We start from the raw sequence: 14932 nt of genomic DNA, 5'->3' as shown, positions 1-14932 counted from the left end.
TAAACAAGCTTTAAGCTTTATTACGACGTAAGCAAATCACCGCAATCGCGGTAAAAGCTAAAATAAAGCAGTAGTAAGATGAGGTTGAAACATCCCATGGGCTAATTTTAAATGTAGCACCGAGTAATAATGCTTGCGCGCCATAAGGCAAAGACCCTTGGGTTACACAAGCAAAAATATCTAATAAACTGGCAGAGCGCTTACCACTAATTTCGCCATCATCAGCCAGTTTTTTAGCAATAGGGCCTGTCACAATAATAGACACAGTATTATTGGCAATACACATATTACTGGTGACAACTAACGCCGCGATCCCTAACTGATCAGCTACTTTACGGTGCCATTTGGCAATGACTTTAGTAATAGCTTGAATCTTTTGAGCGATGTAGTCGAGGCCGCCATTAATACGAATAAACTCAGAGAGGCCACCAATAAACATAGACAGTAAAAATATTTCCTGCATTTCACTAAAGCCTTTGTAAATATCTTTTACAAAGCTTGCACCTTCATAGCTGCCAGTAAAGCCCATTAATGCGGCAAACACAATACCGCTTAACAGCACGACAAACACATTAAAGCCCATTACCGCCAAGACTAAAATAAAGGCATACGGAAGTACTAATAAAATATCGTAGTCTTTGGTATCAACTACTTGTGCTGCAGGCGTTAAAAATAATAGCAATGCAATAGTGAGTATGGCGGCCGGAACTGCAATTTTAAGGTTTTCTCTAAACTTATCTTTCATTTCACAGCCTTGCGTACGCGTAGCAGCAATCGTGGTGTCAGAAATTATTGATAAGTTATCACCAAACATAGCACCAGATACAATGGTACCGGCCATTAAAGCAGGATCAATCCCTGTTTTAATAGATACAGCATAGGCAATTGGGCCAATAGCACCAATAGTTCCCATTGATGTGCCCATAGCAGTAGAAATAACCGCCGCTATCAAAAACAAACCAGGTAGTAGTAACGAAGGGGGAATAAGTGAAAGTCCGGCATTAACAACCGCATCCACACCGCCGGTAGCACCAGCAACCGCCGAAAAAGCACCCGCTAGTAAGTAAATAAGACACATGGTAATAATATTGTTATTACCTACGCCCTTTATAAAGGTTTCTACGCTTTGGTTGATGCTGGTTTTATTTAAAATAAAGGCTAAAACAATCGCGGGTAAAATAGCGACTGGTGCTGGGAGTTGATAAAACGCGTAATCAACCCCTTGAGATTGTAAATATATGCCTGAGCCTAAAAAAATAGCAACAAAGGTGAGTAGGGGAAGCAAAGAAAATCTTGCTTTATTTTTATCAAATGATGGCTGCATCATAATCCTCGTTAATTATTCATAGCAATCGAAGTCGATTGATATATTAAACAGCCAAAGCATCCCTCTTTTAGCTGAATTTAGTAGATCACTCTTTAATTGAAAAGTAGATGACCACAGCGCCCGCAAGCCAAAGACCAAATCGACGCGAAAGAGAAGTTTAAATGTATAGATGGCTAAAGTAAACTGGTATTGTTATTATTATTTAATTAAGGGCTTACCTGACTATTGCACGACTTTTAGATAATATCTACCGGTGTGCGATTATATGCGGCTAATAATTGCTCAAAGCAAGTTTAGGTCGGCAAATTAGTCAGGGTACGCAACAACAGATCCAACTAAATCAGATTAAGGCAATAACAATGAATCGAATAGGTGTTTTTGGTGCTAACGGCAGAATGGGCTTAGCCCTATTAGAAGCCGCGACAATTAAAGAGCAAACACAACTTGGTGGTGCGTATGTTCGCAGCAGCTCATCGTTATTGGGTATTAATGTAAATCAAGTAAACAGTGCAGCCGACAAAGCCATTAGCTTTAGCGACGAGAGCAAGGTTGCTGATGTTGATGTGCTTATAGACTTTACTTTGCCTGAAGGCATGAGAAATCATTTAAAAACAGCCGTTGAGCAAAAAACACCTATGGTAATTGGCATCACCGGCTTAACTCATGACGATATGGCGCTATTAACGGATGCCGCTAAACATATTCCGATTGTATTTGCGCGTAATTATAGCGTGGGCGTAAATTTACTGCTTAACTTAGTGCAAACGGCAGCGACAAAACTAGGCGATGATTTAGATATAGAAATTTTTGAAGCACATCATCGTCATAAAATTGATGCGCCATCGGGCACCGCACTTGCCATTGGCGAATCGATTGCTCAGGCAAAAGGGTGGGATCATGATGAGGTTGCCGTTTATGATCGCAACAATATAGAGCAGGCCAAATCACAAAATGAAATTGGTTATTCGGTGCTAAGAGGCGGTGATATAGTAGGTGAACACACGGCCTACTTCGCTACAATGGGCGAAAGACTTGAATTAACCCATAAAGCAAGTTCGCGAATGACCTTCGCCCTAGGTGCTATAAGAGCTGCGCAGTGGTTGAAAAATAAACCAGCAGGACTTTATGATATGCAAGATGTGCTAGATTTAAAGTAGTTAAGTTCCTTTTTTAACGCTTTGAGGTGGTTTTTTGTTATAACCACTTATTTATTGCAATTTACTAATTAGCGTTAGACCTAAAAGCCAACTTCATGTAGAATACAGCCAATTTGCCAAAAATTACTAAATGCGTGTTTCCAATTATACTCATGTGGTTAGCAAAACCGGGGTTTGTGTGGGAATGAAAAGAGTTTTAGGCAAGAAAAATGAATGAAGGTTTAGTGGTTTACATCGGCATCATTTAAGACTGCGTAAAACAATTTAAGCTCACAGAAATCAGGTTTTGACCAATTATCTGAGTATTGGCGGGGTGTTAAGCAATTTGCTTACTCCCGTTTTTTACTGTTAGGAGGTTTAACTTGACTAAATCCGCTCTGTTAGTCCTAGAAGACGGCACAGTGTTTCGCGGTACTGCAATCGGCGCTGACGGCATGTCAGTCGGTGAAGTAGTATTCAATACGTCTATGACTGGTTATCAAGAAATTTTGACTGATCCATCGTACGCGGAACAAATCGTAACTTTGACGTACCCACATATCGGTAATACGGGTACCAACAGCGAAGACGAAGAAGCGAGTCATATTTGGGCTAAAGGCCTAGTGATCCGTGATTTGCCACTGCTAGCGAGTAATTTTCGTAACGAGCAATCGTTAGATGATTACTTAAAAGAACGTAATATTTTAGGTATTGCGGACATCGACACCAGAAAACTAACCCGTATTTTGCGTGATAAAGGCGCACAAAATGGCTGTATTGTTGCCGGTGACGAACTAGACGAGAAAAAAGCGCTTGAAGCTGCGCAAGCCTTCCCAGGCTTAAAAGGCATGGATTTAGCAAAAGTTGTCTCAACCAAGGAAAATTTCCAGTGGCGCGAATCAAGCTGGACATTAGGTGAAGGGTTTAAAACCTTACACGCTGATGATGAAAAGTTTCATGTTGTTGCCTACGACTTCGGTGTTAAACGTAATATTTTACGTATGCTTGTAGATCGTGGTTGTAAACTAACGGTTGTACCCGCACAAACCTCTGCCGCTGACGTACTAGCCTTAAACCCAGATGGTATTTTCTTATCAAATGGCCCTGGCGATCCTGAGCCATGTACTTATGCCATTGATGCAATTAAAACCTTTTTAGAAACCGACACGCCAATTTTTGGTATTTGTTTAGGGCATCAACTACTAGCGCTTGCCTCAGGTGCTAAAACAGTAAAAATGAAGTTTGGCCACCATGGTGGTAACCACCCAGTTAAAGATCTTGACCGTGATGTTGTAATGATCACTGCACAAAACCATGGTTTTGCTGCAGATGAAGCCACATTACCAGATAACTTACGTGCAACGCATAAATCGTTATTTGATGGCACATTGCAAGGTATTCATCGTACAGATAAACCAGCGTTTAGCTTCCAGGGTCACCCTGAAGCAAGCCCAGGCCCGCACGATGCAGCCCCATTATTTGACCACTTCATCGATTTGATGCAAGCGCGTAACCACTAATTTAACCGGAGTAATAATGCCAAAACGTACCGACATAAAAAGCATTCTTATCTTAGGCGCAGGCCCAATTGTAATTGGTCAAGCTTGTGAATTTGACTACTCTGGTGCTCAAGCGTGTAAAGCACTAAGAGAAGAAGGCTATCGAGTTATACTCGTTAACTCAAACCCAGCCACTATCATGACTGATCCAGAAATGGCCGATGCAACATACATCGAACCAATTCACTGGGAAGTGGTAGAAAAAATCATTGAAAAAGAAAAGCCAGATGCTGTCCTGCCTACAATGGGTGGCCAAACAGCATTAAACTGTGCGCTTGATTTAGACAAGCATGGTGTATTGGCTAAGCATGGCGTTGAGCTTATTGGCGCAACAGCCGATGCAATCGATAAAGCAGAAAACCGTGAGCGCTTTGATGTTGCTATGCGTAATATCGGCCTTGAATGTCCACGTGCTGAAATTGCCCATTCAATGGATGAAGCTCGCGATACTATGAGCCGTATCGGCTTACCGTGTATTATTCGTCCTTCTTTCACAATGGGCGGCACCGGTGGCGGTGTGGCTTACAACATGGAAGAGTTTGAAGAAATCTGTGAGCGCGGTTTAGACCTTTCACCAACCAGCGAGTTATTAATTGATGAGTCGTTAATTGGTTGGAAAGAATACGAAATGGAAGTTGTTCGTGACAAAAAAGACAACTGCATCATCGTTTGTTCTATTGAAAACTTTGACCCAATGGGTGTGCACACAGGTGACTCAATCACGGTTGCACCAGCACAAACATTAACCGACAAAGAATACCAAATCATGCGTAATGCCTCTATGGCCGTATTGCGTGAAATTGGTGTTGAAACTGGCGGTTCAAACGTACAATTTGGTGTAAATCCAGTTGATGGCCGTATGGTTATCATTGAAATGAACCCACGTGTATCACGTTCATCGGCACTGGCGTCTAAAGCAACGGGTTTCCCTATTGCTAAAATCGCCGCTAAGTTAGCGGTAGGCTACACGTTAGATGAGCTTCAAAACGATATCACTGGTGGTAAAACCCCAGCATCGTTTGAACCGTCAATCGATTACGTGGTAACAAAAATTCCTCGCTTTAACTTTGAAAAATTTGCCGGTGCAAACGACCGTTTAACAACGCAAATGAAATCAGTGGGCGAAGTAATGGCGATTGGTCGTAACCAACAAGAGTCATTACAAAAAGCATTACGTGGTTTAGAAGTAGGCGCAACAGGCTTTAACCCAATTGTGGCACTTGATGACCCTAAAGCAAAAGAAAAAATCATTCGTGAATTACGTGAGCCAGGTGCAGAGCGTATTTGGTACATTGCCGATGCAATGCGCCATGGTATGAGTGTTGACGATGTGTTCGAACTGACTAAGATTGACCCTTGGTACTTAGTACAAATTGAAGATATCTTAAAAGACGAAGCTAAAATTTCAGAAGTCGGTATGGCCGGCTTAAATGCAGACTTCTTGCGTAAACTTAAACGCAAAGGGTTTGCCGATCCGCGTATTGCAGAAATTGCCGGTGTGTCAGAAGCTGAAATCCGTAAAAAGCGTCATCAACTCAATATTGTGCCTGTGTACAAGCGCGTTGATACGTGCGCTGCCGAATTTAGCTCAGACACGGCTTACATGTACTCATCTTACGATGAAGAGTGTGAAGCTAACGCATCTGACCGTGATAAAATCATGGTGATTGGTGGCGGTCCTAACCGTATCGGCCAAGGTATTGAATTTGACTACTGTTGTGTTCATGCTGCGCTTGCGCTTCGTGAAGACGGTTACGAAACTATTATGGTTAATTGTAACCCTGAAACGGTATCTACCGATTACGATACGTCAGACCGTTTATACTTCGAACCAATTACACTTGAAGACGTACTAGAAATTGTACGTGTTGAAAAGCCAAAAGGCGTTATCGTACAGTACGGTGGTCAAACGCCACTTAAACTTGCGCGTGAGCTTGAAGCGAACGGCGTGCCAGTAATTGGTACTTCGCCAGATGCGATTGACCGTGCAGAAGACCGTGAACGCTTCCAACAACTTGTTGAGCGTTTGGATTTACTGCAACCAGAAAATGCGACGGTTACCTCTACTGAAGAAGCACTACTTAAATCAGCTGAGATTGGTTTCCCACTGGTAGTACGTCCTTCGTACGTATTAGGTGGTCGTGCGATGGAAATTGTATACGATGAGCAAGACTTACGTCGTTATATGACCGAAGCTGTATCTGCATCAAATGAAGCACCCGTGTTACTTGACCGTTTCTTAGATAACGCAATCGAAGTTGACGTTGATGCTATCTGTGATGGCGAGCAAGTCATCATCGGCGGCATCATGGAGCATATTGAACAAGCAGGCGTTCACTCTGGTGACTCAGCGTGTTCATTACCAGCTCACTCGCTAACGCAAGAAGTACAAGATGTAATGCGTAAGCAAGTAACTGATATGGCCCTTGAGCTTGGCGTAGTTGGTTTGATGAATACACAGTTTGCGGTTAAAGATGGCAAAGTGTATTTAATCGAAGTAAATCCACGTGCAGCACGTACAGTTCCATTTGTATCTAAAGCGACGGGTGTAGCACTTGCAAAAGTTGCGGCACGTTGTATGGCAGGTCAATCTTTAGCAAGCCAAGGCATTACTAAAGAAGTGATTCCACCGTACTACAGCGTAAAAGAAGTGGTATTGCCATTTGCTAAGTTCCAAGGTGTGGATCCTATCCGTGGCCCAGAAATGCGCTCTACGGGTGAAGTAATGGGTGTTGGTGATACTTTCGCCGAAGCGTTCGCAAAAGCACAATTAGGTGCAAGCAACACTTTACCACGTGGTGGTCGCGCGTTACTATCTGTACGTAATAGCGATAAGCCACGTATTGTAGAACTAGCTAAAACCATGACAGGCCTTGGTTTTGAGCTAGATGCAACAGGTGGAACAGCTGCTGCACTTGAAGATGCTGGAATTACGGTTCGCCGTGTAAATAAAGTATATGAAGGTCGTCCGCACATTCTTGATAGAATCAAAAATGGCGAGTATAGCTATATCGTTAATACCACCGAAGGTCGCCAAGCGATTGAAGATTCGAAGGTGTTACGTCGTGGTGCATTGCAGCACAAAACCAATTATACTACGACATTGAATGCGGCATTTGCTAACTGTACTGCTAACCAAGCAGATGACCGCAGTAAAGTGACGTCTGTTCAAGAACTACACCTGCGATTGAACTAAGGAAATGTGCCAAGGCCGTAACTACGGCCTTGGGATTAAGTGAGAAAAGTATGCAATCAATTCCAATGACAGTTCGTGGCGCAAAATTATTGCGCGATGAACTTAACGAATTAAAAACTGTTACCCGTCCAAAAATTGTATCTGATATTGCTGATGCACGTGAACACGGCGACTTAAAAGAAAATGCTGAGTATCACGCTGCGCGTGAGCAACAGGGTTTTTGTGAAGGCCGTATTCAAGAAATTGAAGCAAAACTTTCAAACATGCAGATGATTGACGTAACAAAGATGCCTAATACAGGTAAAGTGATTTTTGGTACTACAGTAACCATCGTTAATGTTGAAACCGACGCTGAAGTTAAATATCAGATTGTTGGCGATGATGAAGCAGATATTAAAAGTAATTTAATCTCTGTTAATTCACCAATTGCTCGCGGCTTAATTGGTAAACAAGCGGATGACGCTGTGATTATCAAAACGCCAAAAGGTGATGTAGAGTACGAAATCATTGAGGTTGAGTATATTTAATTAGTTAACTCACTTTAGCGTTTTATAAAAACCAGTGCTTAGCAACAAGCACTGGTTTTTTTATGCTTGGTTTTTATATTTGATTTATATACCGGTCAATTATTATTCATTGTTTGTAAATGTAGGCTATGTTGTTATGGTAGTAACCTATTCTTCAATAAGGAAATAATATGGCAAATATACTGTATCCAGCACCTTTAAAAATGGGATCTAAAATCGCCGTGTGTTCTTTATCAGCGGGGATCAAATCAAAATATCACCCACGGTTAGACATCGTCATTAACGGCTTAAAACAAAGAGGTTATGAGGTTGTTGAGGGGGAGTTTTTACGTCAAAACGAACCGCGAACTCAGCTAACAGCCAAGCAGCATGCCAAGCAACTAATGGACTTTTTATTAGATGATGAAATAGATGCGATTATGCCGCCAATGGGCGGAGAGCTGGCAATGGAAATATTGCCGTTACTTGATTTTGGCGCAATTAAAAATGCCAAACCTAAATGGTTGGTGGGTTATTCAGATGTCAGCACGATTGCCTGTGCACTGACAGCAAAATGTAATTGGGCAACACTGCATAGCGCCAATTTAATTCAGTTACACCCCGATGAAAAAGATCCGTATTGTTTACAAATTTTTGAAAGTCTAAGCTATGAGGCTAATAGTGAGTTTGAGCAAGCCCCCTCTGTTTATCACCAGCATAGTAAACCTGATTATGCACATAACCCAAACGCATTATTTGATCACAGCGTGCCCACCCAATGGCAATGTTTAAATTACACCGATAAACGCAGTATCGAAATGTCAGGGCGATTGTTTGGTGGATGTCTTGATACGGTTGGACTGTTGCTCGATTCGCCTTTTTTGGCACTGCATGAGTTTAAAAAGCACAGTGCCTCGCAAGGTATTGTGCTTTATTTAGAAAGCGCAGAGCTCACGCCTGCGACGGTTGCACGGTTTTTATTGTCACTCAAATTAGCCGGTATGTTTGATGATATAAACGGGGTGATTATTGGCCGCCATGTAACCTTACAGGGGCAAGATCTGGGGTTTGATTATCGCCAAGGCTTAAATGCCGCTTTTGGCGGGTGTTTATTTCCGGTGATCATTGATGCCGATATTGGTCACATCCCTCCTAATTTAAATTTAATCAATGGAGCTTTATGTACTGTTACCGCAGATGTTGATCAAGGCAAAGTTATTAGTGCGTCTGTGGTCACAAAACTAGCCTAATAAAGTAAGCTGCTCACTAACATTTTATAGTGAGCAGCTTTGACTTATAAAACCTGAATTACTTGTTCTTTGCTTAAACGTGATTTTGGCAGCTTAGCATTGTAGTCTTCTTCTGCATCATGATAACCCAGCGCAAGTGCTACATCACACACATAGCCGTCTAATTCGCTTGCAAACTCTTCACCAATCAGCTGTGCATCAACGCCTTCCATCGGCGTGGTATCAATCCCCAAGCGCGCTGCTGCATGCATAGTATTGCCTAAAGCAATGTAGGTTTGTGCTTTGGTCCAGGCGGCATTATTACCTTGCTCATCGGTATTTAAATCAACAAACGCAAAAGCGCCAAAAGCTTGCTCGCGGTTTTCTTTTTGAGTTCTGCCATTCTTTATATCGGCATCAATTACGTGTCCGTAATCTTCACGAGTATATTGCGGATTATGAGCAAATAAAATAATGTGCGACGCCGCTTTAATGTGTGGCTGATTAAATTGAAACTTATTAGCAAAGGTAGTGTGCATACGCTCTTTTGCAGCGTCTGATTCAATCACTACAAATTTCCAAGGCTGCGAATTGATTGACGAAGGAGAAAGACGCATCGCGTCATACAATACCGCTAAATCGTCTTGAGAAATGTGCTTTGTCGCGTCGTAACGTTTAGCAGTATGGCGGCTTTCAAGGTCGCGAATAATAGGGTGAGTCATAGTCTCTCCATAATAAAAAGGGCTAATAAACAGTGTTCACTGAGTGTATTAGCAACATAATACAATTTGCTTTATTTAAAATAAACAGCATAATTATTGAATTATTATCAAATAAAAATAGATAATATGCAGATTGATGACTTAAAACTGATTTTAAAAGTAGCAGAGTGTCGAAGTATTACTTTAGCTGCTGCTAAGTTAGATATGCGCACAGCAACCGCCAGTGCGGCTATTAAGCGCGTAGAATCAGCCCTTGGCTGCGAATTATTTATTAGAACAACTCGCCATTTGCGTTTATCCAGTGCAGGGGAGCGATACATACCCCAATGCGAACAAGCGCTGGCTGTACTTGAAACGGCAAGGCAAAACCTCAAAGGAGAACATGATGCTATTGAGGGAGAATTGCGGGTGGCTACTTCATCTGATTTAGGGCGCAACCTAGTGATCCCCTGGATTGATGACATTATGGATAGGTACCCAAGTGTGAGCTTGCGTACACACATTAGCGATAGCAATATCGATTTTTTTCGTGATTCGGTTGATATTGCACTGCGTTATGGCTCCCCAAGTGATAGCAGTGTTTATGGATTTAAAATTTGCAACGTACCGCGACTACTCTGTGCTACACCTACCTATTTAGCTAAATATGGTGAGCCAGAGCACCCTGATGATTTAGCGCAGCATCAAGGGTTATTTTATCAGCTGCAAGATATTATCAATAATGTATGGGAGTTTACCGATGGCCAAAAAAAATACAAAGTAAAAATGCAGGGCAGACGTGCCTCAAACGATGGCGATTTAGTAAGGCGCTGGTGTTTAGCAGGCAAAGGTTTAGCGGTTAAATCGGCGTTAGATATTGCTGATGACTTATTAAATAAACGCGTTGTTACTGTGATGCCAAACTATCAGCACACCCAAGGGGAGCTGTGGCTTATTTGCCCAAGCAGACAATCGATTACTCCCGCTGTACGACTACTACGCGATGTGTGCAGAGAAAAAACCGCTCACTTATTGAACCAGCTAGTAAAGCAGGGAATTGTTGATAAACGTGTATTAATTAACGAGTAACAAATACACACTTAGTAATGTTAACTTAAGTGGTTATTAAAAAATGCTAATGTACGCTGCCATGCAAGTTCGGCATTTTTTTCATCGTAGCGGCCAGTTGAATCGTTATGAAAACCATGATTCGCGCCTTCGTACATGTGCATAGTGTAATCAACATTGTGTGATTTTAAGCTTTGCTCATACTCAGGCCATGTAGCGTTAACCCGTTTATCAAGTTCACCTAATTGAATCATTAACGGCGCTTTTATATTTTTGTGTAAGCTTTCACTTGCAGGTGTACCATAAAAGGGCACGCCCGCAGTTAATAAATTACTGTCTACGGCAGCTAAATAGTTAACAATATAGCCACCAAAACAAAAACCAACGGCACCTAATTTACCATTACTATTTGGATGCGCCTTCAAAAAATGCGCGGCGGCAACAAAATCATTTTGTATTTTAACGCGATCCATCGTGCGTTGCATGGCTCGACCTTCATCGTCGTTGCCTGGATAGCCACCTAGTGGGTATAACGCATCAGGTGCAAAAGCAATAAACCCGGCTTTAGCTAGTCGCCTTGTAACATCTTTTACATATGGATTTAAGCCGCGATTCTCGTGTACTACTAATACAACAGGTAGTTTGCCTTGTGTATTTGTTGGAATCACTAAGTAGCCTTTGCCTGAACCATGGCCATTAGGCGAATCAAATTTTTGGTAAGTGGCTTTTATGTCATCGTCATTAAATGAGACTTGCTCGGCTTGTGCGTAATTAGGTAATAATGCACCTGTAAGCACCGTCATTGAAAAGCCCAATGCGGCTAAGCCACCAAGCTTTTTCATAAACGTGTGTCTATCAATTAAACCGTGAGCGTATTCGTCATACCAATCAAATGCTTCTTGAGGAATGTGTTCGGACTGAGGGGAATTCATAGTTGTGCCTTATTTATTATGATTATTAAATACCATAACGTAAAAGGCATAAAAAACGAGCAGTTTAATGTATAAATAAAAAGCTCGGCATAATAATACCGAGCTTTTTGGTTGGGATTTTACTTAATTTAGTGATTTATCGTTGCTGGTTGGCCATCGACTAGGGCATCTTTACCGCGCCATTTGCGGATCAGGCGTTTTGCATCTTCAAGCGCAACATATTGACACGGTATAAGAATAAGCGTTATTACCGTGGCAAACAGCACACCAAAAGCGAGCGATACCGCCATCGGTATTACAATTTTTGCTTGTAAGCTGGTTTCCATAATAATCGGCATGACCCCAATAAAGGTGGTGATTGAAGTTAGTAATATGGCTCTAAAGCGACGTGCACCGGCTTGCATTACCGCTTGTTTTATTGCCACACCTTCAGCACGCGCTTTGTTTACAAAATCTACCATCACGAGTGAGTCATTAACCACCACACCGGCTACCGCAATAATGCCAAACATCGATAAGCTGCTCATGGTCATACCTAGTACCATGTGGCCAAACATGGCACCAACCACACCAAATGGAATGACCGACATAATAATTAATGGTTGCGAGTAAGAGCGCAGAGGAATGGCCAATAATGCAAAAATTATGATCATCGATAGCGCAAAGTCACGTAATTGCTCATCAGCGCTATCCATTTCCTCTTGAATACGACCAGCCACATTACTTTGCACCCCTGGATAGTTTTTAAGTAATGAAGGTAAGTACTCATCACGAATTTGTTGTGCAATCGCAAATGGCTCTACTTGGTCAGTATTTACCGCAGCCCATACGTTTACTGTGCGTTTTGAATTTTCACGGCGAATACGATTAACCCCATCAACTAATGAAATATTAGCAACTTCACTTAATGGTACTTCAGCGCCTGTGGGGGTGATAATACGTACGCTGTCAATATCGCTGATTGAGTTACGCTCATCTTCTGGGTAGCGGATCATCACTTTGATTTCTTCACCTTCGCGAAGAATACGTTGTGCTTCTAAACCGTAATAACTAAAGCTCACTTGTGAGGCCACATCTGCAAGGGTTAGCCCCATGCTGTAAGCAAGTGGTTTTAAATCTAGCTGTACTTCATCGGTAGCGCTTTGCATTGAGTCATTAACATCGCCTACGCCTTCCATACTTTGCAACTTGGTTTTAAGTTTACCAGCGACTTCTTTAAGTACTTGTGCATTTTTACCTTCGAGTTTAAAGCTTACATCGCCATCGTCTCGACCCCCGTTCATAATACTGTCTTGAATGGTTAGGGTTTTAACGCCCGGTAAGTTAGGCATTTGTTCGCGCCATAATGCACTCAGTGCAAAGGTATCAATGGGGCGCAGGTCGGGTTCAACTAAAATAGCCATAATGTTTGCTTGCGTTCGCCCACGTAAACTAACTGATAAATCGTGGATCATCGGTTTACCGTATTGCTCTTTGAGCTGGTTATCAACGCTCAGTATTAGCTGCTCTATTTTTTTAGCTGTCTCAAGCGTTGCTTGCTCAGAAGACGCTAAGTTCATTTCTATATCAATGCGTGGAAAATCGTGCGGTATTTTAGGGTTAGGCACAAATTTAACTAAACCACCGGCAAACATTCCCGCACTGACAATCAGTAAACACATAAAACCGACAATTACGGTATAGCGATAATGAATGCAGCGGCCAACAAACGGGGTGTAGTAGTTATCAACAAAACTTTTTAGGCCGTTATCCATTACTTTACGTGCACGGTGAAGCGGGTTTTTTGGATTTGCTTTACGGTCTTTCATTGCCGCAATATGTGCCGGCAAAATAAGTTTTGATTCAATCAGTGAGAAAATTAAACATAAAATAATCACCCCACCAATGGCTTTAGAAAAAGCCGCACTTGGGCCTGTGGCAAGAGTTTGCGGTAAAAATGCCGCAATAGTGGTAAGTACGCCAAATGTTGCTGGCATTGCCACGCGCTTTACGCCGCGTACTACGTTATCGAGTGTATGGCCATGTTTTTCTATTTCAGCACTAGCAGATTCGCCCACAACAATGGCGTCATCAACCACTATCCCAAGCACCAGTATAAAGGCAAATAACGAGGCTAAGTTAATGGTGACATCTAAAAAGCCAATTGGCATAAACAAAAAGGCACCTAAAAATGACACAGGTAAACCCATCATTACCCAAAAAGCTAAACGTAATGGTAAAAACAGCGCTAATACCAACATAACTAGTAAGCCACCCCAAATCATATTGTCGACCATCATATCGAGGCGACCTTCGAGGTAGTAAGTTAAATCAACAATAGGAGAGAGCTTAACACCTGCAGGCAGTTGCGATTCTTTTTCAGCCATATAGGTTTTAAGTACTTTAGCAACATCGGTAATATCTTGATCTTTGGAGGCGTTTACTTCAAACGACAATGAGTTTTTACCATTGTATTTTGAGTATTGTAGGCCTTCTTCAAAGCCATCATTTATAGTGGCAACATCACCTAAATATACTTGCGCGCCATCGGCAAGGGTGATCAGCGGTAGCTTTGCAAACTCGCTACCACGGTAGGCTTGTTTCTCAACGCGCATTGAAATATAGCCATTTTCAGAGCGAATTTGCCCAGCTGACATATTGGCAGAAAAGCTTTGCACTGCACTGGCAATATCTCTAAACGTTAATCCATAAGCACGCAGTTTATCAGGGCTTACTTCAATACCAATTTCGTAATTAAGGCCACCATTAAAGTTAACTAAATTAATATTAGGTAGTGCCTGAAGCTCGTCTTTTATATCGTTTCCGAGCTCTTTAAGTTGGTAGTTACTCATGTCACCGTAAAGCGCAAGTATCATTACTTCTTGTTTGTACTTATCGCGACGAACAATAGGGCGCTCCATACCCGCAGGAAACGTATTAATTGAATCTACTTGTACTTTAATTTCATCGAGTACTTCTTGCGGATCAAACTGCTCTTCTATTTCAATCCATGCTTGTGAAGAGCCTCTATTGGAGTAGGTGATAAGGCGCTTTATTCCCTCTATACCCTCAAGGTTCTCCTCGACTTTTATGGTAATGCCCTCCTCAACCTCTTGCGGGGCTGCGCCAGGGTATACCGCGGAGACACTGATCCAGTTACTTTCAAATTGTGGAAACATTTGTTTGCGAATAGTAAACGCCGTTAAAATGCCACCAATAAGTATAAATATCATCAATAGATTTGCTGCAACAGGGTTGCGCGCAAACCATGCAATTAGGCCTTTTTCACGTGTAGACAT

10 protein-coding genes are annotated in these 14932 nt (G+C 42.0%); 6 read left to right on the top strand and 4 right to left on the bottom strand.

The window, feature by feature from the left end:
• Positions 1-10: 10 nt before the first annotated feature.
• The gene (locus MTN96_RS14420) at positions 11-1324 is read right to left on the bottom strand and encodes a Na+/H+ antiporter NhaC family protein (RefSeq protein WP_248532102.1); all 1314 of its coding nucleotides are present in this window, start codon (positions 1322-1324) and stop codon (positions 11-13) included.
• Positions 1325-1686: 362 nt separating this feature from the next.
• Here MTN96_RS14420 and dapB point away from each other — a divergent pair, with 362 nt between their 5' ends.
• The 5 genes from dapB (at position 1687) to MTN96_RS14395 (ending at position 8974) form a co-directional block, all read left to right on the top strand.
• On the top strand, positions 1687-2484 hold the full coding sequence (gene dapB / locus MTN96_RS14415) for a 4-hydroxy-tetrahydrodipicolinate reductase (RefSeq protein ID WP_248532057.1): 798 nt from the start codon (positions 1687-1689) through the stop codon (positions 2482-2484).
• Positions 2485-2846: 362 nt separating this feature from the next.
• Positions 2847-3983 carry a glutamine-hydrolyzing carbamoyl-phosphate synthase small subunit gene (gene carA, locus MTN96_RS14410; protein ID WP_036982376.1) on the top strand — a complete coding sequence of 379 codons (1137 nt, stop codon included), beginning with the start codon at positions 2847-2849 and terminating at the stop codon, positions 3981-3983.
• A 16-nt stretch (positions 3984-3999) separates the two neighbouring features.
• Positions 4000-7218 carry a carbamoyl-phosphate synthase large subunit gene (carB, locus tag MTN96_RS14405; RefSeq protein WP_248532056.1) on the top strand — a complete coding sequence of 1073 codons (3219 nt, stop codon included), beginning with the start codon at positions 4000-4002 and terminating at the stop codon, positions 7216-7218.
• A gap of 50 nt (positions 7219-7268) precedes the next feature.
• Positions 7269-7745 carry a transcription elongation factor GreA gene (gene greA / locus MTN96_RS14400; protein ID WP_010388635.1) on the top strand — a complete coding sequence of 159 codons (477 nt, stop codon included), beginning with the start codon at positions 7269-7271 and terminating at the stop codon, positions 7743-7745.
• A gap of 170 nt (positions 7746-7915) precedes the next feature.
• Positions 7916-8974, top strand: a complete 1059-nt coding sequence (locus MTN96_RS14395; protein WP_069439609.1) for a S66 peptidase family protein — start codon at positions 7916-7918, stop codon at positions 8972-8974.
• Positions 8975-9018: 44 nt separating this feature from the next.
• On the opposite strand, the gene MTN96_RS14390 is transcribed toward MTN96_RS14395, so the two are convergent.
• Positions 9019-9675 (bottom strand): nitroreductase family protein, encoded by a 657-nt coding sequence (locus MTN96_RS14390; protein WP_069439608.1) that lies wholly within the window; start codon positions 9673-9675, stop codon positions 9019-9021.
• Between the two features lie 126 nt (positions 9676-9801).
• Between MTN96_RS14390 and MTN96_RS14385 the strand changes: the two genes are divergently transcribed.
• On the top strand, positions 9802-10743 hold the full coding sequence (locus MTN96_RS14385; protein WP_248532049.1) for a LysR family transcriptional regulator: 942 nt from the start codon (positions 9802-9804) through the stop codon (positions 10741-10743).
• Between the two features lie 20 nt (positions 10744-10763).
• Here MTN96_RS14385 and MTN96_RS14380 read toward each other — a convergent pair whose 3' ends face one another.
• Both MTN96_RS14380 and MTN96_RS14375 read right to left on the bottom strand, forming a co-directional pair.
• Positions 10764-11654, bottom strand: coding sequence for a dienelactone hydrolase family protein (locus MTN96_RS14380; RefSeq protein WP_248532043.1), 891 nt, complete (start codon positions 11652-11654; stop codon positions 10764-10766).
• A 128-nt stretch (positions 11655-11782) separates the two neighbouring features.
• Positions 11783-14932, bottom strand: coding sequence for an efflux RND transporter permease subunit (locus MTN96_RS14375; protein WP_138626946.1), 3150 nt, complete (start codon positions 14930-14932; stop codon positions 11783-11785).

It is taken from the genome of Pseudoalteromonas sp. 2CM28B (genome assembly GCF_023161935.1).
Note: the sequence above shows the minus strand (reverse complement) of the source record. Positions and strands in the feature narration are given on the sequence as shown.

Excerpts from the sequence above, each read along its gene's own strand:
- MTN96_RS14385 (WP_248532049.1), top strand. The coding sequence starts at position 9,802 with ATGCAGATTGATGACTTAAAACTGATTTTAAAAGTAGCAGAGTGTCGA.
- carB (WP_248532056.1), top strand. The coding sequence starts at position 4,000 with ATGCCAAAACGTACCGACATAAAAAGCATTCTTATCTTAGGCGCAGGC.
- MTN96_RS14390 (WP_069439608.1), bottom strand. The coding sequence starts at position 9,675 with ATGACTCACCCTATTATTCGCGACCTTGAAAGCCGCCATACTGCTAAA.
- dapB (WP_248532057.1), top strand. The coding sequence starts at position 1,687 with ATGAATCGAATAGGTGTTTTTGGTGCTAACGGCAGAATGGGCTTAGCC.
- MTN96_RS14380 (WP_248532043.1), bottom strand. The coding sequence starts at position 11,654 with ATGAATTCCCCTCAGTCCGAACACATTCCTCAAGAAGCATTTGATTGG.
- MTN96_RS14420 (WP_248532102.1), bottom strand. The coding sequence starts at position 1,324 with ATGCAGCCATCATTTGATAAAAATAAAGCAAGATTTTCTTTGCTTCCC.
- MTN96_RS14375 (WP_138626946.1), bottom strand. The coding sequence starts at position 14,932 with ATGTCTACACGTGAAAAAGGCCTAATTGCATGGTTTGCGCGCAACCCT.
- MTN96_RS14395 (WP_069439609.1), top strand. The coding sequence starts at position 7,916 with ATGGCAAATATACTGTATCCAGCACCTTTAAAAATGGGATCTAAAATC.
- greA (WP_010388635.1), top strand. The coding sequence starts at position 7,269 with ATGCAATCAATTCCAATGACAGTTCGTGGCGCAAAATTATTGCGCGAT.